The 26,414-nt window shown below is 63.1% G+C and carries 25 protein-coding genes; 10 read left to right on the top strand and 15 right to left on the bottom strand.

Going from position 1 to position 26,414, the window contains the following annotated elements; genetic code table 11:
- Window positions 1-8 precede the first annotated feature (8 nt).
- Both Q6D67_RS09575 and Q6D67_RS09570 read left to right on the top strand, forming a co-directional pair.
- Window positions 9-1,721 (top strand): FAD-dependent monooxygenase, encoded by a 1,713-nt coding sequence (locus Q6D67_RS09575; RefSeq protein WP_304705381.1) that lies wholly within the window; start codon window positions 9-11, stop codon window positions 1,719-1,721.
- Window positions 1,705-1,887, top strand: a complete 183-nt coding sequence (locus Q6D67_RS09570) for a DUF2783 domain-containing protein (RefSeq protein WP_304705380.1) — start codon at window positions 1,705-1,707, stop codon at window positions 1,885-1,887. The genes Q6D67_RS09575 and Q6D67_RS09570 overlap by 17 nt, the downstream gene beginning before the upstream one ends.
- Here the strand turns inward: Q6D67_RS09570 and hmgA are convergent.
- From hmgA to Q6D67_RS09555, 3 genes are read right to left on the bottom strand one after another with little or no spacing between them, the layout of a single operon-like run.
- A complete protein-coding gene (gene hmgA, locus Q6D67_RS09565; protein WP_304705379.1) occupies window positions 1,877-3,187 on the bottom strand; it encodes a homogentisate 1,2-dioxygenase in 1,311 nt (436 codons plus the stop codon). The two genes, Q6D67_RS09570 and hmgA, sit on opposite strands and share 11 nt — an antisense overlap.
- A gap of 6 nt (window positions 3,188-3,193) precedes the next feature.
- Window positions 3,194-3,397: a DUF2783 domain-containing protein gene (locus Q6D67_RS09560; protein WP_304705378.1), complete on the bottom strand. Its 204-nt coding sequence runs from the start codon at window positions 3,395-3,397 to the stop codon at window positions 3,194-3,196.
- Complete coding sequence (locus Q6D67_RS09555; protein WP_304705377.1) at window positions 3,394-5,085, bottom strand: FAD-dependent oxidoreductase; 1,692 nt, start codon at window positions 5,083-5,085, stop codon at window positions 3,394-3,396. Before Q6D67_RS09555 ends, Q6D67_RS09560 begins: the two co-directional genes overlap by 4 nt.
- 210 nt (window positions 5,086-5,295) lie before the next feature.
- Here Q6D67_RS09555 and Q6D67_RS09550 point away from each other — a divergent pair, with 210 nt between their 5' ends.
- From Q6D67_RS09550 to Q6D67_RS09530, 5 genes are all read left to right on the top strand, one after another.
- Window positions 5,296-6,258 carry an MBL fold metallo-hydrolase gene (locus Q6D67_RS09550; protein WP_304705376.1) on the top strand — a complete coding sequence of 321 codons (963 nt, stop codon included), beginning with the start codon at window positions 5,296-5,298 and terminating at the stop codon, window positions 6,256-6,258.
- A 9-nt stretch (window positions 6,259-6,267) separates the two neighbouring features.
- The gene (locus Q6D67_RS09545) at window positions 6,268-6,753 is read left to right on the top strand and encodes a MarR family winged helix-turn-helix transcriptional regulator (RefSeq protein ID WP_304705375.1); all 486 of its coding nucleotides are present in this window, start codon (window positions 6,268-6,270) and stop codon (window positions 6,751-6,753) included.
- Window positions 6,750-8,087: a cytochrome P450 gene (locus Q6D67_RS09540; protein ID WP_304705374.1), complete on the top strand. Its 1,338-nt coding sequence runs from the start codon at window positions 6,750-6,752 to the stop codon at window positions 8,085-8,087. Before Q6D67_RS09545 ends, Q6D67_RS09540 begins: the two co-directional genes overlap by 4 nt.
- Window positions 8,088-8,220: 133 nt before the next feature.
- Window positions 8,221-9,624: a cardiolipin synthase gene (gene cls, locus Q6D67_RS09535; RefSeq protein WP_304705373.1), complete on the top strand. Its 1,404-nt coding sequence runs from the start codon at window positions 8,221-8,223 to the stop codon at window positions 9,622-9,624.
- Between the two features lie 109 nt (window positions 9,625-9,733).
- Window positions 9,734-10,072, top strand: coding sequence for a cytochrome P450 (locus tag Q6D67_RS09530; RefSeq protein WP_370551942.1), 339 nt, complete (start codon window positions 9,734-9,736; stop codon window positions 10,070-10,072).
- A gap of 75 nt (window positions 10,073-10,147) precedes the next feature.
- On the opposite strand, the gene Q6D67_RS09525 is transcribed toward Q6D67_RS09530, so the two are convergent.
- From Q6D67_RS09525 to Q6D67_RS09490, 8 genes are all read right to left on the bottom strand, one after another.
- Window positions 10,148-12,271 carry a PQQ-dependent dehydrogenase, methanol/ethanol family gene (locus Q6D67_RS09525; RefSeq protein ID WP_304705372.1) on the bottom strand — a complete coding sequence of 708 codons (2,124 nt, stop codon included), beginning with the start codon at window positions 12,269-12,271 and terminating at the stop codon, window positions 10,148-10,150.
- An 87-nt stretch (window positions 12,272-12,358) separates the two neighbouring features.
- Window positions 12,359-12,838, bottom strand: a complete 480-nt coding sequence (locus Q6D67_RS09520) for an aromatic-ring-hydroxylating dioxygenase subunit beta (protein ID WP_304705371.1) — start codon at window positions 12,836-12,838, stop codon at window positions 12,359-12,361.
- Entirely contained in the window at window positions 12,835-14,157 is a 1,323-nt protein-coding gene (locus Q6D67_RS09515; protein ID WP_304705370.1) for an aromatic ring-hydroxylating dioxygenase subunit alpha, read from the bottom strand. The genes Q6D67_RS09520 and Q6D67_RS09515 overlap by 4 nt, the downstream gene beginning before the upstream one ends.
- 13 nt (window positions 14,158-14,170) lie before the next feature.
- The gene (locus tag Q6D67_RS09510; RefSeq protein ID WP_304705369.1) at window positions 14,171-14,920 is read right to left on the bottom strand and encodes an SDR family NAD(P)-dependent oxidoreductase; all 750 of its coding nucleotides are present in this window, start codon (window positions 14,918-14,920) and stop codon (window positions 14,171-14,173) included.
- A gap of 1 nt (window position 14,921) precedes the next feature.
- Window positions 14,922-15,491 (bottom strand): Zn-ribbon domain-containing OB-fold protein, encoded by a 570-nt coding sequence (locus Q6D67_RS09505; protein ID WP_304705368.1) that lies wholly within the window; start codon window positions 15,489-15,491, stop codon window positions 14,922-14,924.
- Window positions 15,488-16,672 (bottom strand): thiolase family protein, encoded by a 1,185-nt coding sequence (locus tag Q6D67_RS09500; RefSeq protein ID WP_304705367.1) that lies wholly within the window; start codon window positions 16,670-16,672, stop codon window positions 15,488-15,490. The genes Q6D67_RS09505 and Q6D67_RS09500 overlap by 4 nt, the downstream gene beginning before the upstream one ends.
- The gene (locus Q6D67_RS09495; protein ID WP_304705366.1) at window positions 16,669-18,291 is read right to left on the bottom strand and encodes an AMP-binding protein; all 1,623 of its coding nucleotides are present in this window, start codon (window positions 18,289-18,291) and stop codon (window positions 16,669-16,671) included. Before Q6D67_RS09495 ends, Q6D67_RS09500 begins: the two co-directional genes overlap by 4 nt.
- Window positions 18,292-18,311: 20 nt before the next feature.
- Window positions 18,312-18,704: a RidA family protein gene (locus Q6D67_RS09490; protein WP_304705365.1), complete on the bottom strand. Its 393-nt coding sequence runs from the start codon at window positions 18,702-18,704 to the stop codon at window positions 18,312-18,314.
- 128 nt (window positions 18,705-18,832) lie between these two features.
- On the opposite strand from Q6D67_RS09490, the gene Q6D67_RS09485 reads away from it, so the two are divergent.
- Genes Q6D67_RS09485 through Q6D67_RS09475 form a run of 3 tightly spaced genes read left to right on the top strand, consistent with a single transcriptional unit; the run spans window position 18,833 to window position 23,311 of the window.
- Entirely contained in the window at window positions 18,833-19,624 is a 792-nt protein-coding gene (locus Q6D67_RS09485) for a cyclase family protein (protein WP_304705364.1), read from the top strand.
- 7 nt (window positions 19,625-19,631) lie between these two features.
- A complete protein-coding gene (locus Q6D67_RS09480) occupies window positions 19,632-21,818 on the top strand; it encodes an indolepyruvate ferredoxin oxidoreductase subunit alpha (protein ID WP_304705363.1) in 2,187 nt (728 codons plus the stop codon).
- Window positions 21,815-23,311: an indolepyruvate oxidoreductase subunit beta family protein gene (locus tag Q6D67_RS09475; protein ID WP_304705362.1), complete on the top strand. Its 1,497-nt coding sequence runs from the start codon at window positions 21,815-21,817 to the stop codon at window positions 23,309-23,311. Before Q6D67_RS09480 ends, Q6D67_RS09475 begins: the two co-directional genes overlap by 4 nt.
- Before the next feature lie 6 nt (window positions 23,312-23,317).
- Here the strand turns inward: Q6D67_RS09475 and Q6D67_RS09470 are convergent, their stop codons facing one another.
- The 4 genes from Q6D67_RS09470 to Q6D67_RS09455 form a co-directional block, all read right to left on the bottom strand.
- A complete protein-coding gene (locus Q6D67_RS09470; RefSeq protein WP_304705361.1) occupies window positions 23,318-23,815 on the bottom strand; it encodes a MaoC family dehydratase N-terminal domain-containing protein in 498 nt (165 codons plus the stop codon).
- On the bottom strand, window positions 23,805-24,266 hold the full coding sequence (locus Q6D67_RS09465; protein ID WP_304705360.1) for a MaoC/PaaZ C-terminal domain-containing protein: 462 nt from the start codon (window positions 24,264-24,266) through the stop codon (window positions 23,805-23,807). The genes Q6D67_RS09470 and Q6D67_RS09465 overlap by 11 nt, the downstream gene beginning before the upstream one ends.
- Before the next feature lie 115 nt (window positions 24,267-24,381).
- Entirely contained in the window at window positions 24,382-25,560 is a 1,179-nt protein-coding gene (locus tag Q6D67_RS09460; RefSeq protein ID WP_304705359.1) for an acyl-CoA dehydrogenase family protein, read from the bottom strand.
- Window positions 25,561-25,571: 11 nt separating this feature from the next.
- On the bottom strand, window positions 25,572-26,384 hold the full coding sequence (locus Q6D67_RS09455; RefSeq protein WP_304705358.1) for an enoyl-CoA hydratase family protein: 813 nt from the start codon (window positions 26,382-26,384) through the stop codon (window positions 25,572-25,574).
- Between the last annotated feature and the right edge of the window lie 30 nt (window positions 26,385-26,414).

Here is a 26,414-nt window from a genome sequence, read left to right as displayed (position 1 = left end):
CCGTTGTCATGAGACCTGCCGGCCGGGGCGAGCTGGAATCGCTGTATTTTGATTATCCCGAGTATCCCTTCCGCGCGCCTGCGGAACTCGGCGGTGCCAGCCCCCGGCACCCGGTGATCATTGCCGGGGCCGGCCCCGTTGGTTTGACCGCCGCCCTGGCGCTGGCACAACTGGGGGTGGCTTCGGTCGTGGTGGACAGGAAAAACACCGTCAATGACGGCAGCAGGGCAATCTGCATTTCCCGCTACAGTTTCGAGACCCTGCAGCAGCTCGGTGTGGTCGCGCGTTTCGAGGCCAAGGGCCTGGGCTGGACCAGCGGCCGCTGCTATTTCCGCGACCAGCTTATCTATCAGTTTTCCATGCCGCATTCGGCGGACGAGCGCTTCTTGCCGATGTACAACCTCCAGCAACAGTACATCGAACAGTACCTCATCGATGCCGCCGCGGACTGTCCCGGGCTGATTGATATCCGCTGGCTGTCAGAGGTGACGGCCGTCACGCAGGATGAAGCGGGTGTCGAGCTCGGTATAGCCACGCCGCAGGGTAACTACCCGTTGCGCGGGCAATACCTGCTCGCTGCGGACGGTGCCCGCAGTGAGGTGCGCAATCTGCTGGGCCTGCGCCTCAATGGCCGCAACCTGCCGGGCAACTACGTGATCGCCGATATTCGCATGGAGCACGATTTTCCCACCGAGCGCCGCTCCTTTTTCGAGTCGTCCGCCAACCCCGAGGCCACCATTCTCATTCACCGCCAGCCGGACAATATCTGGCGGGTGGACTGGCAGCTGCCTGCGGGCGCGGATCCGGAAGAGGCGGTAGCCGAAAATACCGTGCGTGACAGGGTGGCGGCGATTCTCGCCATGATTGGTCACCGGGGCGACTGGGAGCTGGAGTGGTGGAGTATCTACACTGCCAACACCCTGTGCCTGGACGACTACCGCCATGGCCGGGTCCTGTTCATCGGAGATTCGGGCCATATCGTGCCAATTTTCGGTGTTCGCGGGCTCAACAATGGCATTGCCGATGCCGCCAATGCCGCCTGGAAACTCGCCTACACCCTGCAACACGGGGCTGCCGAGGGTCTGTTGGACAGTTTTACTCCCGAACGGCGGGGCGCCACCCTGGATGTATTCCGTAATGCCGGCAAAAGCTCACGGTTCATGACGCCTCCCACGCGGGGCTACAGCCTCATGCGCAAGGCGGTGTTGGAGTTGGCGTTGAGCGAGAAGTTCGTGCGGCCATTTGCCGATCCGCGGCAGGTACAACCCTGGATTTACGACGACAGTCCGCTGACCAGCACCGCAAGTCAGGGGGAGGTGTTCCCGGCCGGCCCGCCACCCGGAGCGCCCCTGCAGAACACCCGCCTGGGCGAACGTGATTTCCTGCTGGACTACATCGGGCCGGGCTTCACGCTGCTTTACTTCGCCGGCAACGCCGACCTCGACGCCGCGGCCGCTAACCTGCTGCCCACTCTGCGCAAGGTTGATCCCCGCCTGCGAGTGCTGGTGGTGGGAGAGGCGGGCTCTGATCCCATTGCGGGCGACGAATCCATTGCGGACCCCGGCCGCCACCTCGCCGACTGCTATGGCGCCGGGCCGGGTACCCTTTACCTGGTGCGACCCGACCGCCATATTGCCGGGCGCTGGCGGCACCTGGAGGAGAGCACCGTTACCGCTGCCCTGCACCGCGCGCTGGGAGACCCGCATGAAAGAGACGCTTGAATTCGCCGAACTGGAACAGGTCTACGATCTGCTGGCGGAGGCCATCGATGAGGCCGGACCGGAACAGGAGGCCCTGTTCCTGGCGAAACTGGCAATGCTGCTGGCGCAGCAGATCCCGGATGTCGACCGCATCCGGGAGGCAGTTGCCACCGCGCTCAGGCCTTGAACTCTTTGCGCAGTCCGTCCCAGCAACGGGCGTAGTCCCGCTGCCGCAGTTCCGTCTCCAGCGCCCAGGGCGTGGGCTGGAACAGGTAGCGGGACTCCAGCATGAAGGCGAGGGTATTCTGGTAACGGTCCGGTACCAGCTCCGCCGAGCTCGCCTTTTCGAACACCGCGGCTTCCGGACCATGCGGCGACATGCAGTTGTGCAGGCTGCTGCCACCCGGCACGAAACCTTCCTCCTTGGCATCGTAAACACCTTCAATAAGCCCCATGTACTCGCTCATGATGTTGCGGTGGAACCAGGGCGGACGGAAGGTGTTTTCCGCCACCATCCAGCGCGGGGGAAAAATCACGAAGTCGAGATTGGCCACGCCGGCCGTGTCCGAGGGCGAAGTCAGGACCGTGTAAATACTGGGGTCGGGATGATCGTAGCTCACCGAGCCCATGACGTTGAACCGCGACAGCTGGTATTTGTAGGGTGCCGAGTTGCCGGTCCAGGCCACCACGTCCAGTGGCGAGTGGCCGAGGGCGGCGCGGTACAAGTGGCCGCCGAACTTGCACAGCAGTTCGAACTCGCCCTCAATGTCCTCGTAGGCCGCTACCGGATACTGGAAATCGCGGTCGTTGGCGAAACCGTTGGCACCGACCGGGCCGCGCTCGGGCAGGGTGAGGGGAGCGCCGTAATTTTCACAGACATAGCCCCTGACCGGGCCGGCCGGAAGATCGACCGCGAACTTCATCCCCCGTGGCACCACGGCGATGTCACCGGGCTTGAGGTGCAGGCGCCCGCACTCGGTTCGCAGCAGCAGTTCTCCCTGCTCCGGGATGAACAACCACTCGCCATCCGCCGAGTAGAAATAGCGCTGCTGCATGGACTCGCTGGCCGCGTACAGGTGAATGCCAAGGCCGGTCTGGGCCAGCGCATCGCCGCAGGTGGCAATGGTGGTCAGTCCGTCCAGCAGATCGACGCCGGCACCGGGCAGGGGGAGCGGGTCCCAGCGCAGCATGTTCGGCGGTGTCGGTCCCGCCAGCGGCCCCGTGTGGATTCCCCGGCCGCTGTTGGTGCAGGGTTCGTAGTCACCCTGTAGCACGGAGGGGCGTATGCGGTAGAGCCAGGTGCGGCGATTGGCCGCGCGGGGTGCAGTGAACGCGGTGCTGCTGAACTGCTCCGCATACAATCCGTGGTTGACTCGCTGTGGACTGAACCGCCCGATGGGCAGGGCGCCTTCGAGAGCCTCGGTTTCGTGCTCGTTGCCAAAACCGGTGAGATAGCTAAGTTCGGTAGTTTGTGCTTTCGCTGTCATGGGGCATCACTCTTTAATATGGACCTGGCCGGCGATCGCCAGCGCCTGTTCCAGGATCTGTTGGTTGCCAACCTGATTCGCCAGTAACAGAATCAGCCGGGCATTGATCGCCGCGCTCTCGGCATCGCTGCGGTCGCGATGGACATCGGCTAGTGCGGCGTAGAACGCGTCGGCATCGGTAAAGTTGCTGTCGGTGATCAGTGTGCTCATGCCGCCTGCTCCTCTGCCAGGGTTTTTCCCAGGGCCCGGTGCACGGCCTGTGCCACGGCATCCGGGTCCAGTGTGCGCCAGCGTGCGCAGACATGCTGGTCGGGGCGTATCAGGTAGACGCCGCCCTGTCGCAGGTCGTAGCGCTGCGCCAAAACCCCCTCGGTATCCACCACCTCATTGTCCCTGCCCGCGTGCTGACCCTGGGGAAGAACCCACAGCGCACGAGTGTGGTGGCCCTCCCGATCAAGACTGGCCAGGGCCGCTTCCAGTTGCTGGCGCGCATCGGCGGCGACTTCACCGAAGAGCAGCAGCGTGAAGCGGTTGCCCAGTCGTTCCAGCAGCCACTCCTGCCGGCCTTCAGGACCGGCAATCGGTGCATCCAGACAGGTCGAGCCCGGGCGCATGCGCTCACTGAACTCGGCCCTATCAGGTGTGCTGAGCGGAGTGTCATCATAGGTGCAGGGTGTCGACAACCGGCCACTGTTCACCAGGCTGCGGGCAAAGGGGTAGTCCCGGGCAAGGTCCAGTGCGGTATCCCGGAACAGGCGGGTCACCGCATTCTTCGGGGTCATGAAATCGGTCGCCCGCGTGGAGTGCAGGATATTTTCCCGCGCCCCGTGCTGGCGTTCTGTATCGTAGGTGTCCAGCAGCGATGCCGGCGCGCGTCCGTCGAGAACCGCCGCCAGTTTCCAGCACAGGTTCTCCACGCCCTGGAGGGCGCCGTTGGCACCGCGGGCGCCAAAGGGGGAGACCTGATGGGCGGCGTCGCCCATGAAGATCACCCGCTGGTGAATATAGGAGTCCATCTTGCGACAGCGGAAGGTGTAGACACTGGCCCATTCCAGCTCCCATTGCTGGTCCTCGCCCAACATGGCTTCGACCCGTGGCCGGATGTTGTCGATTTTCTTTTCCTCTTCCGGATCCGCATCCCAGCCCAGCTGGAAGTCAATGCGCCAGACGTTGTCCGCCTGCTTGTGCAGCAGGGTGGACTGGTTGGGGTGAAAGGGTGCATCAAACCAGAACCGGCGTTCCGCCGGAAAATCCGCTTGCATGACGATGTCGGCGATGAGGAAGCGGTCCTCGAAGATCTGCCCCTTGCTCTCCAGGCCCAGGGAGTCGCGGATTGGACTGTTGGCGCCGTCGGCCACCAGCAGGTAGTCGCAACTCAGCCGGTAGGGGCCATCCTGGGTGTCCACCACAATCTCGGCCCGATTGGCAGTGCTGGCAACCTCGGCCACCTTGTGCAGCCAGCGCAGGTCAATCTGCGGCATTTCCATGCAGCGGTCCACCATGTACTCCTCGAAGTAGTACTGCTGCAGGTTGATGAATGCAGGGATCTTGTGGTGTTGCTCGGGGAGCAGGTCGAACTCGTAAATCTGTTCTTCACCGAAGTACACCCGGCCGTGCTTCCAGATCACGCCCTTGTCGATCATTGGTTGGGCGCAGCCATAGCGATCGCAGATTTCCAGCGTACGCTTGGCGATACAGATGGCACGGGAGCCGACGCTAACCGTGTTGTTGTCATCCAGCACCACTGAGTCGATGCCATGGAGGGCGAGATCCATCGCTGCCGCCAGGCCTGCGGGGCCGCCGCCGACAATAATGACCTGGTGGTGTACCGGCTGGGTGGCATCCTGGTCGGGGCTTCTGCGGTAGGGGTACTCCGGGTTGGTATAGGTGCTTGCCATATCGCGCTTCCTCCGGGAGCTGGGCCCTGTTTATAGTTGCAAACGAGAATAAATATAGCGTATCGCGTTCCCGCTTACAACAGGCTTTGTCGCGTAATACATAACATATATGCGGCCCAAAGGTCGTGATTTCTCTGTGATTAAAGTTGGCGATGCAACTAGTCTGTGGTATGTTTGATGTATTATTTGACTCACAGGATGAACAGATCCATGGCCAAGAAACCGTTTGCATCTTCTGCCGACCTCGGCGAAAAAGTGGAAACCCTGGAAGTCCTCGCGGAGGGCGTGTACGCGCTGACCGCGGAGGGTGACCCCAATATCGGCGCAATTGAAGGCGAGGATTTTGTGGTCGCGTTCGAAGCGCGAGCCACTCCCAAGGCGGCCCGGGACTGGCTGGCCAAGCTGCGTGAGTACACCGACAAGCCGGTCAAGTACCTGGTCCTGTCCCACTACCACGCGGTCCGTGTACTCGGTGCCTCCGCTTTCGAAGCGGAATCGATCATCGCCCACGAGCAAACCCGGTTCCTGATCAACGAGCGCGGGCAGCAGGACTGGGACAGTGAGTTCGGGCGCATGCCGCGGCTGTTTCGCGAGCCCGAGGGTATTCCCGGCCTGACGCATCCGGACATCGTGTTCAACGACAGGCTGGAGATTCCCCTGGGCGGTGACCGCGGCGATCTGGTGCTGCAGTACTGTGGGCGTGGCCACACGGCGGGCGATATCTGCGCCTGGCTACCAAAACACAAGATCCTGTTTGCCGGTGATCTGGTGGAAGCTGAAGCGGCGCTGTACACGGGTGACGCGTTCCACTTTGACTGGTCCAAGGGGACGCTGGACCAGGTCAAGGCCTTTGGTGCCGAGACCCTGATCGGTGGCCGCGGCGCCACGGCGCAAGGACGGGCCGCGGTGGAAGCGGCCATCGAGCAGACGCGCGGCTTCCTCGAGGGCATGATCGCCAAGGTCGGCGAAGTCCATCGCGGTGGTGGGACTTTGAAAGAAGCCTTCGAGGCCACCCACGCCCACCTCGAGCCGAAATTCGGCCGCTGGCCGATTTTCGAGCATTGCCTGCCGTTCGATGTGCAGCGCCTGTGGGACGAGTTCGATGGGGTCGACTGGCCGCGTATCTGGACCGCGGAGCGCGACCAGGAGGTCTGGGACCAGTTACAGGACTGACGCCGCGATATGGCGAGGCGGCAGGTAGCTGAACCGGCGAGGCGGGAGCTGCAACTAGAGGGCTTCCTGCCCTATCTGGTCAATAATCTGGCAGACCGGATCAGTACCGGCCTGTCACGCATCTATGACGGCGAGTATGGCCTGAGCATTCCGGAATGGCGCGTGCTTGCCAATCTGGCCGAACACGGCGTGCTCAATGCCAAGCAGATTGTCAGTACCACCGGCATGGAAAAGAGCAAGGTATCCCGGGCGGTGAAGAACCTGACCGCGCGCGGCCTGATCCTCCAGCGCCGCAAGGAAGAGGACAACAGGGCACGGGATCTCGCCCTGACGGCGGCCGGCCTGGCGCTGTACGGAGATCTTGTGCCCCACGCGCTGGCCTGGGAAGGGGAGTTGCTGGACTGCCTGTCAGTGAGCGAATACCGCGATTTCATGTATCTGCTGGGCAAGTTGCGCCAGCGGGCAACGATAATGGAACAGGAACCACCCGAATGATGGCATTGGATCAGTCACAGCTGGAGTTCGTCTACGATCCTCTGGTATACGAACAGGGGATACCCTTTACGGCGCTGGCAGCCCTGCGTGCGCAGGGGCCGGTGGTGTGGGTAGATGAGCATCGCCTGTCTCAGTGGCCGGGTGGCAAGGGGTTCTGGTTGGTGACGCGCCACGCGGAGTGTCAGCAGGCGCTGAAGAGCGCAAAAATCTTTTCCTCCCAGGTTGGCGGCACCCAGCTGCGCGATCCGGCGTCGCCTGACGATCTCGCCTATGTCCAGCAAATGATGCTGAATATGGATCCGCCTGATCACACTCGCTTGCGCCGCATGCTGATCAACGCCTTTACCTCGCGCGCAATCAGGCAGCTTGAGGACAGGATTCGTCAGCACGCCGCTGATATCGTCGACCGGGTCACGGCGGGCAAGCAGTCCGGCGAGTGCGATTTTGTCAAGGACATTGCTTCCGACATGCCCCTGCTGTGCCTGGCGGACATCTTTGGCCTGCCCAGCGAGGATCGCTACCTGATGTTTGACTGGGCGAACCGGGTAATCGGTTACCAGGATCCAGAATACGCCGGCTCCTCGCGGTTTGATGTATCCCGCGGCACCCCCATGGCGAGGGAGGCGCTCAAGCTGCGCCCGGTTCCCGACGCTGAAGGCAAGCTCCCCGACCCGCGCTCACGGCACGGCATGGACGACCTCTATCGCTACGCGCACCTGTTGGCGGAATACAAGCGTGAGCACCCGGGCGACGATGTGATGTCGATCCTGCTGGCGCAGATCGACGAGGAGGGCGGCAAGCTCACCATTGCTGAATTCGAGAACATGTTCTGGCTGTTTGCGGTCGCCGGCAACGAGACCCTGCGCAACGCCATCCCCGGTGGCATGCTGGCATTGCTGCAACACCCGTCGGCCTGGCGCGATTTGCAGGAAGCCCCCGAGCTGATGCCGGGAGCGGTGGAAGAAATGCTGCGCTGGTGGACACCGGTGATGAACTTCCGTCGCACCGCGGCCGAGGATACAACGCTGGGTGGTGTGAACATCCGGGAAGGCGACAAGGTATTGCTGTCGTTCCTGTCGGCCAATCACGATGAGCGGGTATTCAGTGAGCCCGCGGTTTTTGACATCCGCCGCGACCCCAACCCGCACCTGAGCTTTGGTCACGGCCCCCACTTCTGCATCGGCGCCCAGCTGGCAGTGGCCCAGATGCGGGCCCTGTTTACCGAGCTCGGGCGCAGGTTCGAACAGTTCGAACTGGTGGGCACCCCGACTTTCCTGCGCTCCAATTTCCAGCGAGGCGTGAAGACGCTGCCTGTGCGCTGGTGCGTCCGCTAGTCCACTTGCAGCGCAAGGATCCCTAGCCATATAGGCAAAGCCGCACCTGGCTCGCTCTGTTCGACATCGTACAGAGGATCCAGAGCGACCCATGCGACAATATCGCATGAGCATGCATGGAAAACTCAGGCGAATGGTAACAGTCTCCGCGATCGTGCTGATCGCGCACTTGATCGGTTTCGCGACATCGCTGCATGCACTGATGGACACCCGCACCGCGCCGGGCACTGTTGCCTGGATCGTATCGCTAAACGCGACCCCCTACCTGGCCGTACCCGCCTACTGGATATTCGGGCGGGACAAAATTGATGATTATATCCAGCTGCGGCGCCAGCGCGTGACTTCGTTGAACCGCTCTTTGGAGTCCCACTTGGCGGAGCTGCCGCCATTCCGGACGGAGTGGAGCGACCGCGATCCGACGTTCCGCGCAGTCGAGCAGTTGGCTGGCATCCCGTTTGTCGACGGTAACCGGGCCGAGCTGCTGATTGACGGCAACGCAATTTTCGAAAGCATCTTCGACGGCATCGATGCCGCCGAGGACTACCTGCTGGTACAGTTCTACATCGTTCGTGACGACAAACGGGGCCGTGATCTGCAACGTCGGTTGATCCGGCGAGCACGGGAAGGAGTGCGGGTCTACGTCTTGTTCGACAGCATCGGCAGCCTCGATTTAAGCAGATCGTACATAAGCGAGCTCACCGAAGCCGGTGTCGAAGTTCGCTCGTTTTTTCAACATGAAAGCTGGATAGACCGCTTCCGGCTGAACTTTCGTAACCACCGCAAGCTCGTGGTCGCCGACGGCAAGGTCGGATGGATTGGCGGCCTGAACATTGGAGACGAGTACGAATCCGACGGCTGGCGAGACGCGCAAGTGCGGGTCGAAGGTCCGGCGGTATTGAACATGCAGCTGTCGTTTCTCGAGGACTGGCGCTGGGTTACGGACGAATTGCCTGTCGTCTCATGGCAGCCGCAGCCGGTTGGCGGCGTTGGGATACCGGTTCTGGTTCTTCCTTCCGGACCCGCCGACCATTTCGAAACCGCGAGCCTGATGGTGCAGCAGTTCATCCATCTCGCGGAGAAGCGGATCTGGATGTCCAGTCCGTATTTTGTCCCCGACGAAGGCGTGATGGGGGCGCTGAAGCTCGCCGCCCTGGGAGGGCTGGACGTGCGTCTGTTGCTCCCCGAACACACCGACAGCCGCCTGGCCGGTCTGGCCGCGTACAAGTACATGGACACGCTGAGCGCTGCCGGCGTCCGAATCTTCCGCTACCAGCCGGGAATGATGCACGCGAAGGTGTTTCTGATTGACGACCGCGGTGCGGCCATCAGCACGGTGAACCTCGACAACCGCTCGTTCCGACTGAATTTCGAACTGACGGCGCTGGTCGCTGATACCGCATTCGCCGGCGAAGTCGAGCAGATGTTCGAGGTTGATTTCGCCAACTCACGCGAGATGGGCGACAACGCAGTTGCCGACATGCCGCTTTGGTTTCGTCTCGCATCCCGAGGAGCGAATCTGTTCGCGCCGGCGCTTTGAGCCTGTCTGCCGAGTAACCGATTACGACCAGCGCGTGGTCGCCAGCGGCACCTCTACCTATATGTTGCTGCCGGACTGACGCGGGTACCTACAGGTAGATGACCATCGACTGCTGCGGCGCGTCGGGGTTGGGGCTGGCGACAAGGTATTGCTGTCGTTCCTGTCGGCCAATCACGATGAGCGGGTATTCAGTGAGCCCGCGGTTTTTGACATCCGCCGCGACCCCAACCCGCACCTGAGCTTTGGCCACGGCCCCCACTTCTGCATCGGCGCCCAGCTGGCAGTGGCCCAGATGCGGGCCCTGTTTACTGACCAAAATATTATTGCCAGCGGCCGTGTGCTGAAGTCTGGCCGCCAGCTGATCTTTGGTGGAGTGACGCTGCGGGGTGCCGGCGACCAGCGCGTGGTCGCCAGTGGTACCTCTACCTATATGTTGCTGCCGGACTGAAGGCGGTTCCTGATCTCGCTGCTTTTAAACAGCGCGCCAGCCATCTGACGGGACCGCGCTTGTACTGAGGCAGGCCTAATCATCCCGGCTTGCATTGGCCATGGACACGATATAGGCCTGTATTGCTTCACTGTCGTCTTCGCTCAGTACATCCGCAAAACTTGACATGCCAGCATTCTCAAGCAGGCCTCCCAGCACGATGTCCTGAAAAACCGCGTGTTTTTCCAGGGTCATGAGCCTCAGATCGGGCAGCATCGGCGTGCTGCCATACATGCCGTGGCAACCTCCACAATTGTAGACGTAGAGCAATCGCCCCCTTTCCAGCGTATCGGGGTCTGTGGACAGTCCGGGCTGGGGTGGAACCGGGCCCCGCGGCGTTGCCGGCGGAGGCAGTGGCACTGCAGCCCCGTCCAACGCAAACACCAGCAAGCGGCCGGCATTCTCGAATGCCAGCAGTGCCTCGTCGCCCCCCAGGGTGTTGAAGGCGGGGCCACCCCAGCCGGCCATAACCGCAATGTATTGCCGACCGTCAACGGCGTAGCTAATCGGGGGGGCTATCATGCCCGTGCCAATTGGCAGCTCAAGTAGAACTTCGCCGCTTTGGTCATTCAGCGCATAGAAGTGGCCCGTGGCGGTACCATGAAAAACCACGCCTCCCGCCGTCGCGAGTGCTCCTCCGTTCCAGATGTTGGCGGTTTCCTTCTGCCATGCGAGTTCCTGGGTCACCGGGTCCCAGGCCTTCAAGTAGCCTCGTGAGGGAGGGATGTCCTGGCCTTCGGCCAACTCGCCAAGGTTATCCACCCCGAGCTCGAACCACTTGTCGCCTGCCTGGTTGTGTACCCAGCCTGCGTCTCGGGCCGGTATGTACACGAGTCCGGTGTCAGGGCTGTAGGACATTGGCTGCCAATTGTGGCCCCCTGCGGCTGAGGGGAAAACATACCTGGCCTGTTCACTGTAATCTGCAAGACCGGTGAGAACGGGGCGACCCGATTCGGGGTCGACATGACTGGCCCAGTTGACATAGACATATTTTTCGGCCGAGATCAGCTCACCATTGCTGCGATCCAGCACATAGAAAAACCCGTTCTTGGGGGCCTGCATCAACACTTGGCGTTGCCGGCCATCAATCATCAGGTCGGCCAGAATCATGTGCTGGGTCGCCGTATAGTCCCAGGAATCGCCCGGGGTGGTCTGGTAGTGCCAGACCAGGTGTCCACTATCCGGTCGCAGGGCGAGAATCGAGGCGAGGTACAGGTTGTCGCCGCCACCCGGACTGCGGGTGTAGTGCGACCAGGGTCCTCCGTTGCCGGTACCGACATAGAGCAGGTCGAGTTCCGGGTCATAGGCCATCGAGTCCCATGCTGTCCCGCCGCCGCCCTGCCAGTTGCTGTCGGGTGACCAGGTGGCCGCAGCCAGCTCGAGTTCGGGGTTTTCAAAAGGTCCGGTAGCGCTGCCGGGTACGGTAAAGAAGCGCCAGTCCAGTTTTCCGGTGTCGGCATCGTAGGCACTGATATAGCCGCGGACTTCAAATTCAGCGCCGCCATTGCCGATAATGACTCTGTTCTTGACGATACGCGGTGCACCGGTGATGGAATAGAACTTGTCGCGGTCAACTAGCGTGTCCACGCGCCAGAGCTGTTCGCCATTCGCAGCATTGAGTGACACCAGATACCCGTCCAGGGTGCCGACAAACACTTTGCCCTGCCATACAGCGACTCCGCGATTAACCACGTCACAGCAGAGTTTTTTACCCCAGGCTCGATCCACTCCGGGATCGTGCTCCCACAATAGCTCACCCGATCGCGCATCAAGTGCACGCACCCGGGACCAGGTACTGGTGGTATAGATTACGCCGTCGACAACGATGGGTGTCGCTTCCAGGCCGCGGTGGGAATCCATCGGCGCTTCCCAGGCCAGCCCAAGACGGGACACATTATTGCGGTTGATTTGCACCAGTGGAGAATAGCGCTGCTCTTCGTAGGTGCGACCATGGACGAGCCAGTTGCCGGGTTCGCTGTCTGCGTTAATGACCCGTGCGCCGTCCACCTGGACGACTTTGTCCGGGGAAGGGTTGGCCGCAACGCGCTGTGTTGACTCGTTGTCGCAGGCCGTCAGTCCTGCCAGGGCGAGTATCCCGAGCCAGCGTAGAAGCCTGAAAACGATGCCGTTGCCCAAAGCCAAATCATTTGTTCTATGCATTTTTCAATCCCCTCCCATGCCCCGAATTTCGTCGATACATGGATGTTTTTGTGATTATCTCGACATGATGATTGAAGCTTTCTGCGCCTACAGGTAGATAACCATCGACCGCTGGGCTGCCTCCGGGTTGATCAAGTCCACTCGCTTGTGGCGAATGCGGTAGTCATCGCCCTCGGCGAGCAGATGGTGCTCGCAGGTTCCCGCATAAACGCGCTGCTCCTCGCGATACCACACGATGACGTGAAAATTGCAGGTCACTACCAGGTCTCCGCTGTCGGTCTGGTTCTGCAGCTGAATATTCCCCAGCAGGTGTGAACAGCGAACTGGCCACTCTTTCGAGGCGGAGCGGGGGTGGACGAAGTTGCGACGCCGGATCTCCATCATCACCCGGTCCTCGTAGATATGCGAGATGTGGTTCAGGGGGTCGGACTGTCCCTCCATGGCCGGCATCCAGTAGCTGCCGTCCTCGGTGAACAGCTGCATCCATTGGTCCAGGTCCGGTTGATCCAGCAGGGACGCTTCCCGGTAGAGAAATTGCTCGATCTGCTTCAGGTCCGGATTGCTCATTGGAACACCTCCCCGGTCATGTACTCCTGCCAGGCCTTGTACTGGGTGCGCATATCCAGGTCGCTGGTGCCACCGCCAATGACGCGGTCCTCCAGAACCTGATCGCGTCCGTACTGGCGATGAAATTCGACCCATTCGCTGGCGTTGGACTCCAGCCCCTCCTGCGCCCGCCGGTAGACCTCGTGGTCGTCGGGGCCGACCATCCCGAAGGAGGAATTGATAAGCCGGGAATAGAGCAGGGTGCGCTGCAGCATCTCGTCCGGCGCGCCCTTGAGACGGAAGGACCAGGTTTCGACCACGAAGCGATCCACCGCGATGGGGCGGACGACGCGGATGTTCTGCACCGCGCTCTTGATGGTCAGCGAGGGATAGTAAAGCGTGTTGTGGGTATTGAAGGCATAGATCTCGCGGGTCCGTTCCTCGCCGTAGGCCTTGACCATGGCGTCGTGATAGGCGGGGAGCACCTTGTAATCCGCGTGAATACTGGTCTTGCCGCCGTCGTAGTGATGGCCGTAGCGGAACCCGGTAATACCCGAGTCCTCGAACTTTTCGTAGGAGGAACCAAACGGTGGAATGATTTCCGCCTCGCTGCGCTGCTCGACCGCCGACTCCGGCAGCGTGGCGATGTAGTCCTCCGCCGCCTGAACCACGGACTGGTGCACCACCATCGGGTGCATGGTGTCGTTCAGGTTTTCCAGAATGAACTTCCAGTTACACTGGTGCTCGTAGCGCAAGACCCCGCCGGCTACTTCCACTTCACCTTCCGGGGCGCGGTCGCAGAGGTTGTCCAGGCAGTCGATGGCGCCCCCGAGCCAGGTCTTCAGGTCCGGCGCTTCGGCGGACAGGGTGGCAAACACAAAGCCGCGGTAGCTTTCGACCTGGGCCACGGACTGCATGCTGTAGCAGGGGTCGCTGCTGTCGAAGCCGGTACTGTCGTAACCACTCTCGTTGGGAACCTTCAGCAGGCCGCCGTCGTGGCGAAAGGTCCAGCCGTGGTAGGGGCAGCGGAAGGCCCCGCGGACGTTGCCCTGGCGGCTCTCTACCAGTTTGGCGCCCTTGTGGCCGCAGCGGTTGTGCAGCACGTGCACGCTGTCGCCCTTGTCGCGCACCATGACTACGGGAATTTTGTGGGTGATATTGGTGGTGAAGAAGTCGCCGGGGTTGGGCACCTGGGATTCGTGGCCGATGAAGATCCAGGCTTGACCCCAGATCCGCTCCATCTCCAGTTCGAAGACGTCCGGGTCCAGGTACAGGCGCTTGTGCAGCCGGGTGGGGCGCACCAGGCTGGCGACTTCTTCCTTGCTGATAAGCGTGGTCATGATGTGCCTCCGTTTACAGGGACAATGAGCCCAGGCTGGCGCCGCCGCAGACCATCAGGGTCTGCCCGGTCACGAAACCATTGTCCGGATCGTTGAAAAAGCTGACGGCGCGGGCGACATCCCCGGGCACGCCCAGGCGCCTTACCGGAATACTGCGGGCCATGCTGTCCAGTTTCGGGCTGTCTTCGGGGATGACTTCGTGGAACATCTCCGTAGCACTGATGGGCCCCGGTGCCACGGTGTTGACGGTGATACCGAATTCCCCCAGCTCCAGGGCCCAGGTGCGCGCCATGCCCATCATTCCGGATTTGGTCGCGGAATAGCTGGTGCGGGTCTGCAGGCCGAGGGCGGCGCGCGAGGTAATGAGGATGATGCGGCCGAACTGGCGGGCCTGCATGCCCGGCAGGAACGCCTGGCTCAGGGTGATGGCCGCGCCGATGTGCACCTGGGACAAATAGTCGTAGTCCTCCAGTTTGACCTCCGGCAGCAGGTTGGGGCGGATCAGCCCGGCATTGTGCACCAGGCTGGTGACCTCGTGCTCCCGGGCCACCTGCTGCGCCACCGCGGCGGTGGCGGCGCGATCGCTGAGATCCAGTTCGATGTTGTGCAGGCGCGTGTGGTCCAGTGCCAGCGGGCGGCGGGCCAGGTTGACCACCTCGTAGCCAGCGTCGAGAAAGGCGTGGCAGATAGCGGCGCCGATGCCGGTGCTGCCCCCGGTGACCACTATGGTTTTGTGTGCAGGGGTTTTGTGCTCAGGCTGCATATCAGATGCCCTCGGGTTTGATGGCGGGTTCGAGCAGGCCGAGCCCGGCGGCGATCGCATGCCGCTGGCTGCGGCTGGCGATGGGGGTCTCTGCCGCCACGGCGATCATCACCGCATTGAGTGAACAGTCGGTGTGGGTGAATACCTGCACCGGAGTATCCGCTGCCAGGATCGCCGGCGAACTGGAGCCAAAGGTTTCGAGCGCCAGGTGGGCAAAGGCGATAACGCCGCAATCCAGGCGCACACTGGCCACCGGCCAGGGCTTCTCGGTCAGGCGCCGCTTGAAGTATTCCCACAGGCTGTGGTGCAGCTCGATCCTGCTGACCAAGAGGCCGCTGCCGGAAGTTGGGCGCCACACCAGGGCATCTCCCAGGCACTGTCGGCACAGTTCCCGGGGCGGATACTGCACGCTGCCGCAGTCGCGACAGTGCTGCAGAGCCAAAGCCACGGGGAGGTTGGCGGCATTGAAAGCGGTACCCAACGGAGTGCGCTGCTTGGGCGGGCGCGCCAGCCTGCGCAGCGAGGGCCGGTTCAGCTTGAGCCGGCTCTGCATGGTGGGCGTGGTACTCATCGCTCACTCCTTCCGAGGATGGCCGCTGCGGAACACAGCCCGCGGTCATAGTTGATCATGCCGAAGCCGCTGATCATGGCGTGGCGTGCCTGCGCGACCTGGTTGGCTCCTGCGCTGCCAGTCAGCTGGCGCAGGCTCTCCACCACGCCGAGGTAGCCGGCTGCGGCACCCGCCTGGCCTACGGAGAGCTGGCCCCCGGAGGTATTGTGCGGCAGCTTGCGTGTTTGCGGGCCACTGCCATCGAAGCGCAGGTCGGTATCCCGTACCCAGCCGGGCGCTTCGCCCTTGCCGCAAAAGCCGAGATCTTCCATCTGCAACATGCTGATGACCGGGTAGTCGTCGTAGGTCTGCAGCATGTCGATTTCGGTAGGACCCAGGGCGGCCCGGTTCCAGAGCCGATCGGCGTATTCCGTCCAGCCCCCGCGCAGCTGGATGTCATCATCCCGGTGCGCGTTGTGGAGCTCATCCGCAGCCAGGATCCTGCACCAGTCCAGGCCCAGGGAGCGGGCTCGCTCCTCCGACATCATCAGGAAACCTTCGCCGCCGGCACAGGGCATGACACAGTCCAGCAGATGCAGGGGCGCGGCGATGGGGCGCGCCGCCAGGTACTGCTCCATGGTCAGGGTCTTGTGGCCCAGCAGGGCGGCGGGGTAGTGGTTGGCGTTGTAGCGCTGGGCGACCGGGATGGCGCCGAAATCCTCGCGGCGGGCACCGAAGTCATCCATATAGCGCTGGGTGATCATGGCGAATGCGGCGTTGGGGCCGCCGCCGCCGTAGGGAAAGGACGCGTCGATAGTGAAATTGCTGAAATTGGCGGCGGTAGCCTCGAAAGAGCGGTGGGCGGCCCCGTCCCCGCCGATGCAGGCAATGATCTCGGCGTCCCCGGCCTGGATCGCGCGGGCGGCGCGGCGCAGGGCCAGGATGCCTGAAGCTCCGCCGTAGGGCATTTGCTCGATCCAGCGCGGGCTCAGCTGCAAGTGCTGGGTCAGGGTGATGGCCGAATCCGCGCCCAGGGAAAAACTTGAGACCGCCAGTCCATCGATGTCATCCGGGCCCAGGCCCGACTCTGCCAGCAGCTGCCGCAGGGTGCTGCCGATGAACCAGGCGGCCCCCCGTGGGCTCTGTCTGGCGTAGCCGAAGCTTACCGGTGTGGTCAGCGCAACCCCGGCGTAGTCCTTCATGGCCCCACCTGGCGCTTCTTGAGAGGGCGTGTGTCGATACAGTCGCCCGCGACGACCCGTTCGCGGACCAGGGTCTTGATCTCGCCCCGGCGCGGTTTGTTGGAGGCAGTCACCGGCAGGCTGTCGCACAGCAGCACATAGCCCGGTGCCTTGTAGTAGGCCAGTTGCTCCAGGCAGTGGCGAACGACATCCGCGGCAAGCGTGTCCGCGTCTGCCGCCTGTGCATTGACGACCACGGCCGCGGCAACTTCGTCACCCCGCAGGTCGTCGGGCACCGCTGTCACCACAACCTGGCTGATAGCCGGGTGCGACACCAGGGCCGCTTCAACTTCCAGTGCCGAAATGTTCTCCCCGGAGCGGCGGATCACGTTCTTCCGCCGGTCGACAAAATAGAGGCTGCCATCGGGGCCTTCGCGCACCACATCACCGGTATTGAGCCAGCCGTCCTGCCAGATTTCAGCGGTGGCTTCCGGGTTTTTCAGGTAGCCGGAGAAGAAACCCCGGCGCGGATCCGGCCCCGCAGCGCGCACCCGTAACTCCCCTGGCTCGCCCATTGCTACCGGGCGCCTGTTTTCGTCCACCAGCTGGTATTCCAGGGCGTCCGGGGCCCGGCCAAAACAGCAGCTGCCGACATGGCGCGGTTCGCGATGGGCAATGATGCTGCCGCCGACCCCGGATTCAGTCATTGCCCAGGCTTCCAGCAGGGGAAAGCCGAAACGCTCCTCGAAGATTGCATGGTGGCGTGGATTGACTCCGGCGCCAAACCCGAACCGGATCTGGCCGCCACAGTCATCTTCCGCCGCAGGGGGCAGCTCCAGCAATATGGCGGGCAATACCCCGAGGTAGTGCAGGACAGTCGCGCGGCTGTCGCGCACGGTCTGCCACCATTCCCGGGGGTGGAAGCGGTCCAGCTGCACGATGCAGCCGGCGCTCATGATCATCGCCATGCTCGACACCGCCATCGCGTTCATGTGGGTGAGGGGCAGGGGGGTCAGCAGCCGCTCCTGGCCGTAGCGCAGGGACACCAGGCCATCGAGGGCGTTGTACCACTCGCCGGCATAGAGGAAATAGCTGTTGTTGAGAATGCAGGCCTTGGGCTTGCCGGTACTGCCCGAGGTATACAGCAGGGCACACTCCAGGTCAGCGGGACGCTCGCCTCCGGCCTCGGCGCCTGTGGCCGCGGCCAGGGTATCGGGCCGGTCGCAAGCAACCACGGCTACGGGTTTGTCCAGCCCTGCACCGAGCCTTTCCAGGCGCGGCAGCAGATCCGGCAGGGCCACCAGCAGGCAGGCCTCGCCGTGGCTCAGGAAGTAGGCGATCTCATCGTCCTGCATGTCCCTGCTCACCGGAATCACGCTGCAGCCGAGGCTGTTGAGCGCCAGCCAGTGGAGGAAGAACTCGGCCCGGTTGTCCAGCATCAGCGCGACCCGCAGCGGGTAGCCGTAACCGGCCTCGCGGTAATGCGCCGCGAGCCGGTCTATCTTCGCCAGTGCCTCTCCATAGCTCAGGTCCACCGGGCCGTCGGCGTAGGCCCGGGATGCCTGCAGCGGTATGTGCAGGAAAGGGTTTTCACCCGCGCTGGCGGCGGTTGCCGCAAAAACCTGGTAGACGCTGTTCACAAGCTGTTCCTGTCCCTGGCTCACTTGACCGCCGTTACCTCGATCTCCACCATCGCCTCATCTTCTATCAGCGCCGACACCTCAACCACGCTCATCGCCGGGAAGTGCTTGCCGATGACTTCCCGGTATACCGGGCCGAGTTCGGCGATGCGGCTGACATAGGCCTGCTTGTCGGTAATGAACCAGGTCATGCGGGTGATGTGCTCGGGGCCAGCGCCCGCAGATTCCAGTATCGCGCACACATTCAGCAGCGTCTGTTTCACCTGGCCGATAAAGTCGTGGGTCTCGAATACGCACTGCGAGTTCCAGCCAATCTGTCCGCCTACATAAATGGTGTCGGTGCCCCTTGCGAGTATGCCATTGGCATAGCCTCGTGGTCTTGGCCAGCCCTCGGGCAGTAGGGTAGTGTGCATATCCTGCGCTCCGTAATTTTTCCTGCGTTGGGGTGGATTATATTTTAAGCCTAAAATATAATCCACCCACATACACAAGTATCTTTGCCGGCTGGAAACGACAGGCATAGACCTCAGGGAGAAGACTCATGACCGCTGACCTGCTCAAGGATTTTGCCTCGGCACTGTTGACCGGTGGGGTCAGGATTGTCGACTTGACCGCAACTCTTTCGCCAGAGACACCCACCCTGCCATTGCCCACCGAGTTCGGTTGGGGCGAGTCCTGGCCCTTCAGCATGGAGACCATCTCCCGCTACGACGAAAAGGGCCCGGCCTGGTACTGGAACAACCTGCGCTGCGGCGAGCACACGGGCACCCACTTTGACGCGCCCATTCACTGGGTGACGGGGAAAGATCACGAGAACCATGCCACCGACACACTGCCACCCGAGCGCTTTGTCGCGCCCGCGGTGGTTATCGACGCGGTCGCCGAGTCAGAGGCGAACCCCGATTTCCTCATGAGCGTGGATTTCATCCGCGACTGGGAATCGCGCCACGGCGAAATTCCTGCTGGTGCCTGGGTTCTTTATCGCACTGACTGGTCGAAAAAAGTCGGCACTGAGGGATATCTCAACCAGCACGGGGATGGCTGCCACACCCCCGGCTGGGAGCCGGCGACGGTGGCATTCCTCGCCGAGGAGCGCGATATCATCGGCGTCGGGGTCGAGACCGTGGGCACGGACTGCGGCCAGGCCTCGAGTCAGGAGCCCATCTTTCCCTGCCACAATCTCATGCACGGCGCCAACAAGTGCGGCCTGGCGAGCCTGTGCAATCTCGACCAGCTGCCGCCCACCGGAGCCATCCTGATCGCGGCGCCGCTGAAGATTCGCGAGGGCTCAGGCAGCCCGGCCAGGGTGCTGGCCCTGGTCCCCGGGAGCTGACCGCGCAATGGCTGAACGTTCGTTTGCCAAGGAAGTTCTCAAGCTGCGCGCCGGTGACGGCGAGGTTTTCCGCGGTGAGGGGATTCTCGCCATTACCAAGGCATTGCTGCAGTCCGGCGTGTCCTATGTCGGTGGCTATCAGGGTTCGCCGATTTCCCACCTGATGGATGTGCTCAATGATGCCCGCGAGATACTCGCGGAACTTGGCGTACACTTCGAGGCCAATGGCAGCGAGGCCACTGCCGCGGCCATGCTCAGCGCCTCGGTCAACTACCCGCTGCGCGGCGCCGTGACCTGGAAGTCCACGGTGGGCACCAATGTCGCGTCCGACGCCCTGTCCAACCTCGCCTCGTCCGGCGTCACCGGCGGCGCCATGGTGATCGTCGGTGAGGACTACGGCGAAGGCTCCAGCATCATGCAGGAGCGCACCTACGCCTTCGCCATGAAGGCCCAGATGTGGCTGCTGGACCCGCGGCCCAACCTGCCCAGCATCGTCGATATGGTGGAGCACGGTTTTGGCCTGTCCGAGGCCAGCAATACTCCCATTTTCTACATGATGCGCATCCGCGGCTGCCACGTGACCGGGGAGTTTGTGGCCCGCGACAATGTCGCGCCCGGCTTCAGTGACCGCAATCCCGTAGAGCCGAAGCGTGAGCCGGAAAAAATTATCCTGCCGCCGCATGTCTACGCCCAGGAGCGGGAGAAAATCAATCTGCGCCTGCCCGCGGCGCTGGCCTATATTCGGGAACACAAGCTCAATGAATTCTTTCCCGGCAAGCACCAGCAGGTCGGGATTATTCTCCAGGGTGGCACCTACAACACGGTTATTCGCGCCCTCCAGCGCCAGGGTCTTGCAGACCCGTTTGGAAACACTGATATTCCGCTCTATGTGATGAACGTGGCCTACCCGCTGGTTCCGGATGAGCTGGTCGAATTCTGTCGCGACAAGGATCAGGTGCTGGTGCTCGAGGAGGGCCAGCCGGAATACGTGGAGCAGGGCATCCATACCGTGTTGCGGCGGGCGGGAGTCGACACCCGGGTGCGCGGCAAGGACATCATGCCCATGGCTGGCGAGTATACCGGCCAGGTGACCCTGGAGGGGACAACCCGCTTTCTCGAACAGGCGCTGCCGGACCTCACCCTGGCGCTGACGGCGACAGAGGTCGAGGCCCTGCGCAACCCGCTCACGGAAGAGGACCAACAGGCGCTGCTGACGAATGTGCCGCCGCGGCCGTCGGGCCTCTGTACCGGCTGCCCCGAGCGGCCGTTGTTTTCCGCGATCAAGCAGGTGCAAAAGGAACTCGGCCCGTTTCATATCAGTTCGGACATCGGTTGCCACTCCTTCGCCACCCTGGCGCCCTTCAATCTGGGCAATACCATCATGGGCTACGGCCTGTCGCTGGCGAGCTCCTCGGGTATCCGCCACAGCTTGCCGCACAAATCCATCAGCATCATGGGAGACGGCGGGTTCTGGCACAACGGCCTGACCAGTGGAGTGACCAGCGCGGTCTTCAACAAGCACGACGGCATCCTGGTGATTGTCGACAATGGTTATGCCGCCGCCACCGGCGGCCAGGATATTCCCTCGATGGTCGAGCCGAACCAGATCATCGCCACCACCATGGATGCCGCTTCCGCCAGCCGCACCGACGCCCAGTCCATTGAAGACGCCTGCCGCGGCGCCGGCGTGCGCTGGCTGCGCACGGTGAGCACCTACAGCGTCGATACCATGATGGACACCCTGCGTGAGGCGCTGACCACCCGGGAGCCGGGCCTGAAGGTGATCGTCGCGGAAGGTGAATGCATGCTGAACCGGCAGCGGCGCATCAAGCCCCTGATGAAGCAGTCCATCAATGATGGCAAGCGCACGCTGCGGGCACGCTTTGTGGTCGACAGCGACACCTGCACCGGCGACCACGCCTGTATTCGGATTTCCGGCTGTCCATCACTGACCATCAAGCCCAATCCCGACCCGCTGCGCCGGGATCCGGTTACCTATGTCGACAATAGTTGCGTCGGCTGCGGCGTCTGCGGCAGTAACGCCCATGCGGCGATCCTGTGTCCGTCTTTTGCCCGCGTCGACCTGATCTACAATCCCCGCTGGCTCGACCGGGTTTCGGCGCGGCTGCGCGGTTCGGTCATTGGCTGGCTGCAGGCCCGCACCGAGCGCCGGCAACTGGAGACCGCGCTGTGACCGCCGCCTCCGGAACCATCAACCTGATTCTCGCGGCGCTCGGGGGCGAGGGCGGCGGCGTGCTCACCAACTGGGTCATTGATGTCGCCGAGCGCGAGGGCTGGCTCTGTCAGTCCACCTCGCTGGCGGGCGTTGCCCAGCGTACCGGTGCCACCATCTACTACCTGGAACTGTTTCCCCGGGAAGCCCTGGAGGGCAATGCCCTGCCGGTAATGTCGCTGTTCCCCGCCCAGGGCGACATCGATATTGCCATCGCCTCGGAGATTGCCGAGGCCGGGCGCATGGTCCAGCGCGGTTTTGTCACTCCCGAACGCACCACTCTGATTGCCTCGGACCACAGAGTTTACGGCATAACCGAAAAAGAGCACCTCGCCGACGGCATAGTCGATGCGAGCGTGCTGCAAACCGTGGCCGGCCAGTATGCCCGGGACTACATCCACTACGACATGCTGACTCTGGCCAATGAACACGGTACGGTCATTTCGGCAGTGCTGCTCGGGGCCCTGGCCGGCGCCGGCGTGCTGCCCTTTGCCACGGACAGTTACCGTGCCGTCATCAGCGCCACCGGCAAGGCGGTGGCGAGCAATCTGGCAGCCTTCGAGGCCAGCTACCAGCGCGCCAGGTCGCGGGGCGTGGAACAGTTCCAGCCGCCAGCAGGGGCGGCCGGACCGGACCGGTTTCAGCTGCCCGCGGCAACCACGGCGCAGGGCGAGAAGTTGCTGCAGCGGCTGCGGGCATTTCCCGCGGGCTGCCACGAAATCCTCTACCTGGGGCTGCAGAAGCTGGTGGACTACCAGGACTATGCCTACGCTCACCAGTATCTGGACGAGCTGGAATCACTGCTGGCGCTCGATTCCGGCGCTGATGACTACAGCCTGGTGCGGGAATGCGGTCGCTACCTGGTGCTGTGGATGTGCTACGAGGACATTCCCCGGGTAGCCCAGCTCAAGACCCGGCCCACCCGTATGGCGAAGATCCGCACGGAGGTTCAGGCAGAGCCGGAACAACTGTTCTCGGTGACCGAATTTTTCCGTCCCCGGGTGGAAGAAATGTGTGCGCTGTTACCAAAGCCGCTGGGGCGGCGGTTGCTGGCTTCAGCGGGCAGCCGGCGCGTTCTGGGCTGGTTCACTGGTGGCAAGCGCCTGCGTACCAACACCATCACGGTTTTTGTTTTGCTGCGGGGGCTGGCGGGAATGCGTCGCTGGCGCCGGGCGAGCCTGGGCTACAGCCATGAGCACGCCCTGATACAGGGCTGGCTGCAGGCGGTGCGTCGCGCCGCTGGCAGCGATCATGCCCTGGCCCTGGAACTGGTGGAGTGCGGCCGGCTGGTCAAGGGCTACGGGGATACCCGGGCGCGGACCACGGCGCAAATGCAGGAAATACTGGCTTATGCGGCAGGTGGCGGGGTATCCGCGGCTGCCGTTGCGTCCCTGCGCGATGCCGCGCTGGCGGATGACGAGGGCCGGGCATTTTCCCTGGCCCTGGCTGCTTAGGCGCGTTTACTTCGGGCTTTCCGGGTTGCGCTCCGCGAGGATGTCGATGGTAAAGCCCATTACCCGCTCGTTGTACTGGTTGAAGGCCTCGTTGCGGCTCTTGATGATGCCCCAGCAGTCGCGAATCACCCGGTCGGGCTTGTCGATGACCTCGTAGGTATAGGTGATGGTATGCCCCGGCCGCACCGGCAGGAACCACTCCAGGTCCTGCAGGCCCATGCCGGCCCCGTTGCGTCTTCCGTCCTGCACACCGCGGGCAAAGTTCTCCATGTAGCCGACCATCAGCTTCATCCACATGGCCGTGAGCTGCCAGCCGGGAGCGACCAGACCGCGGTAGGGCGTGTCCAGCGCCGCCTCCGGGTCGGTGTGATACACCTCCGGATCGTATTTGCGGCCGAACTCGATGATTTCCAGTTCGCTGAAAGTGTGGGAGCCAAATACGTGGAATTCGCCGAGGGGAATATCCTCGAACCAGCGGCTGCGAATATAGGGTCTAGTCTGCATTGGCGGGCTCCTGCATGGCGACCAGCAGGCGGGTGCTGAGTTCGATCACGGGTTTGCTGTGCTGGTTGAACACCACGACATCCAGGTCCAGGCTGCCGGCGCCGCTGAGGCGGGATGTCGCCTCGCTGCCGGTGACCATGACCCGGGCCGAGAGTGTGTCGTCGACGAATACCGGCATTTTCCAGCGCATCGCCGGCACCGCGGCAAGCCCGGCCACCGGCACGGCCTGCTGGTGCAGGGCATCGGTCAACAGCCGCATCATCAGCGCGGCTACCTGCCAGCCACTGGCGCACAGGCCACCGAAGATGGAATCCGCCGCGGCGTCGCTGTCGAGGTGGTAGGGCTGGGGGTCGAATTCGGCGGCGAACTCCAGGATGTCCTGCTTGCTGAGCTTGAGCTCCCCGGTTTCAAACTGCTCGCCGGGCTGGATATCCTGCCAGTATCGGGTCATGGTGGCGCCTTCCTGTGCGGCTGTGGGAACGGGCCTCGCGAGTGGCAGCGCAGGACCCAGCGCCGCTACCATAAACTATCCCCTCAGGTGCCGTCCATCAGCCACCCTTCGTGCCTCAGCCAGCGGCGAATGCAGCCAGTGCCTGGCGCGCGATAATGGTTTGCTGTACCTCGGAGGCGCCCTCGTAGATGCGCAGGGCGCGTATATCCCGATACAGCGACTCGACAATATTGCCCTTGGTCACCCCTTTGCCGCCATGCAGTTGCACCGCGGCATCGATGACCTGCTGTGCCGACTCGGTGGCGTGCAGCTTGGCCATGGCCGCTTCCCGGGTGACCCGGTCGGCGATGCAGTCCTTGGTCCAGGCCGAGCGGTAGACCAGCAGGGCGCTGCTGTCGATGGCCAGGGCCATGTCCGACAACTTGCCCTGCACCAGTTGCAGTTCACTCAGAGTGCCGCCAAACAGTTTGCGGGTGGTGACATGAGCCAGGGTTTCATCCAGGGCCCGGCGCGCCATGCCCAGGGCCGCGGCAGCGACCGTGGAGCGGAATACGTCCAGGGTCGCCATGGCGATACCGAAGCCGCGGCCGGGCTCGCCGACCCGGTTCTCCGCGGGCACCCGGCAGTCACTGAAGCGCAGGCTGGCGAGGGGATGGGGCGCGACCAGGTCAATCCGTTCCACCACCTCGAACCCGGGGGTGTCCGCCGGTACCACGAAGCAGCTGATGCCCTTGGCGCCGGGTGCCTCCCCGGTGCGGGCGAACACCGTGTAGAAATCGGCGATGCCGCCATTGGAAATCCAGGTCTTCTCACCGTTGAGCACGTAGCTGTCGCCGTCCTGGCGGGCGCTGCAGCTCATGGCGGCGACGTCGGAGCCGGCCTCCGCCTCGGACAGGGCAAAGGCCGCCAGGGCCTGGCCGGCCGCCACCGGTTGCAGGAAGCGCTGTTGCTGGGCTGCGGTGCCAAACAGGGACACCGGGCCGCTGCCCAGGCCCTGCATGGCGAAGGCGAAATCCGCCAGCGCGTGATGGCGGCCCAGGGTCTCGCGGATCAGGCAGAGGCTGCGGACATCGAGCTTGTCCAGTTTGCCGCCGCCACTGGCGGGCACCGCGTAGCGGGTAAAGCCGGCCTCGCCGAGGGCACGGACCAGGCCGATACAGGTGCCGTCGAGGTCCTCGTGTTCCCGCGCCACCAGCGCCGGGATCCGGGCGCTGGCCCAGGCATCGATCTCCGCCGCCAGCTCCCGATGCGCGGGTTCCAGGAAAGGCCACTGCAGGTAGCTGCTGTCACTCATGGTGAATCTCCTCAGTTGCCCTCGAACACCGGGCTCTTTTTCTCCACGAAGGCGTTGTAGGCGCGAACGAAATCGCCGGTCTGCATGCACAGGGCCTGGGCCTGGGCCTCGGCCTCGATGGCCTGGTCCACGGACATGTTCCATTCCTGCTGCAGCTGGGTCTTGGTGATGCCGTTGGCGAAAGTCGGGCCGCGGGTAATCCCCTGGGCCATGGCCATGGCGGCGCCAAAGGGGTCGTCGCTGACGGTGTTGAAAAAGCCCCAGCGTTCCCCCTCGTCGGCTTTCAGTGAACGCCCGGAGTAGAGCAGTTCGCTGGCGCGACCCTGGCCGATGATGCGCGGCAAAATGGCGCAGGCGCCCATGTCGCAGCCCGCCAGCCCGACCCGGTTGAAGAGAAAGGCCACCTTGGCATCCGGTGCTGCATAGCGCAGGTCGCTGCTCATCGCGATAATCGCGCCGGCGCCGGCACAAATGCCTTCCACGGCGCTGATCACCGGCTGGCGGCAGGCCCGCATCGCCTTGACCAGGTCCCCGGTCATGCGGGTGAAAGCCAGCAGCTGTTGCATGTTCATCTTGGTCAGCGGGCCGATGATCTCGTGGACATCGCCGCCGGAACAGAAGTTGCCACCGGAGCCTCGAATTACCACCGCGTGAATGTCCTCGGCGTAGACCAGGGCCCGGAACAGGTCGCGCAGTTCGGCGTAGGAATCAAAGGTCAGCGGGTTCTTGCGTTCCGGCCGGTTGAGGGTAATGGTTGCGACCCCGTCGGCGGCTTCCCACAGAAAGTGGGTGGCTTTGTAGTCAGCGAGTTGCGTGGTTTGCATGTCGGTTCCTGTCTGGTTGGGTAGTCTGCG

Origin of the sequence: Haliea sp. E1-2-M8, from assembly GCF_030649675.1 — a bacterium.
Classification (GTDB): Bacteria; Pseudomonadota; Gammaproteobacteria; order Pseudomonadales; family Halieaceae; genus Haliea.
Note: the sequence above shows the minus strand (reverse complement) of the source record. Positions and strands in the feature narration are given on the sequence as shown.

Coding starts and splice junctions, on each gene's coding strand:
- Q6D67_RS09525 (WP_304705372.1), bottom strand. CDS start 12,271: ATGCATAGAACAAATGATTTGGCTTTGGGCAACGGCATCGTTTTCAGG.
- hmgA (WP_304705379.1), bottom strand. CDS start 3,187: ATGACAGCGAAAGCACAAACTACCGAACTTAGCTATCTCACCGGTTTT.
- Q6D67_RS09560 (WP_304705378.1), bottom strand. CDS start 3,397: ATGAGCACACTGATCACCGACAGCAACTTTACCGATGCCGACGCGTTC.
- Q6D67_RS09460 (WP_304705359.1), bottom strand. CDS start 25,560: ATGAGTGACAGCAGCTACCTGCAGTGGCCTTTCCTGGAACCCGCGCAT.
- Q6D67_RS09575 (WP_304705381.1), top strand. CDS start 9: ATGAGACCTGCCGGCCGGGGCGAGCTGGAATCGCTGTATTTTGATTAT.
- Q6D67_RS09550 (WP_304705376.1), top strand. CDS start 5,296: ATGGCCAAGAAACCGTTTGCATCTTCTGCCGACCTCGGCGAAAAAGTG.
- Q6D67_RS09510 (WP_304705369.1), bottom strand. CDS start 14,920: ATGCAGCCTGAGCACAAAACCCCTGCACACAAAACCATAGTGGTCACC.
- Q6D67_RS09470 (WP_304705361.1), bottom strand. CDS start 23,815: ATGCAGACTAGACCCTATATTCGCAGCCGCTGGTTCGAGGATATTCCC.
- Q6D67_RS09500 (WP_304705367.1), bottom strand. CDS start 16,672: ATGAAGGACTACGCCGGGGTTGCGCTGACCACACCGGTAAGCTTCGGC.
- Q6D67_RS09570 (WP_304705380.1), top strand. CDS start 1,705: ATGAAAGAGACGCTTGAATTCGCCGAACTGGAACAGGTCTACGATCTG.
- Q6D67_RS09485 (WP_304705364.1), top strand. CDS start 18,833: ATGACCGCTGACCTGCTCAAGGATTTTGCCTCGGCACTGTTGACCGGT.
- Q6D67_RS09490 (WP_304705365.1), bottom strand. CDS start 18,704: ATGCACACTACCCTACTGCCCGAGGGCTGGCCAAGACCACGAGGCTAT.
- Q6D67_RS09480 (WP_304705363.1), top strand. CDS start 19,632: ATGGCTGAACGTTCGTTTGCCAAGGAAGTTCTCAAGCTGCGCGCCGGT.
- Q6D67_RS09555 (WP_304705377.1), bottom strand. CDS start 5,085: ATGGCAAGCACCTATACCAACCCGGAGTACCCCTACCGCAGAAGCCCC.
- Q6D67_RS09505 (WP_304705368.1), bottom strand. CDS start 15,491: ATGAGTACCACGCCCACCATGCAGAGCCGGCTCAAGCTGAACCGGCCC.
- Q6D67_RS09455 (WP_304705358.1), bottom strand. CDS start 26,384: ATGCAAACCACGCAACTCGCTGACTACAAAGCCACCCACTTTCTGTGG.
- Q6D67_RS09515 (WP_304705370.1), bottom strand. CDS start 14,157: ATGACCACGCTTATCAGCAAGGAAGAAGTCGCCAGCCTGGTGCGCCCC.
- Q6D67_RS09545 (WP_304705375.1), top strand. CDS start 6,268: ATGGCGAGGCGGCAGGTAGCTGAACCGGCGAGGCGGGAGCTGCAACTA.
- Q6D67_RS09520 (WP_304705371.1), bottom strand. CDS start 12,838: ATGAGCAATCCGGACCTGAAGCAGATCGAGCAATTTCTCTACCGGGAA.
- Q6D67_RS09540 (WP_304705374.1), top strand. CDS start 6,750: ATGATGGCATTGGATCAGTCACAGCTGGAGTTCGTCTACGATCCTCTG.
- cls (WP_304705373.1), top strand. CDS start 8,221: ATGGTAACAGTCTCCGCGATCGTGCTGATCGCGCACTTGATCGGTTTC.
- Q6D67_RS09465 (WP_304705360.1), bottom strand. CDS start 24,266: ATGACCCGATACTGGCAGGATATCCAGCCCGGCGAGCAGTTTGAAACC.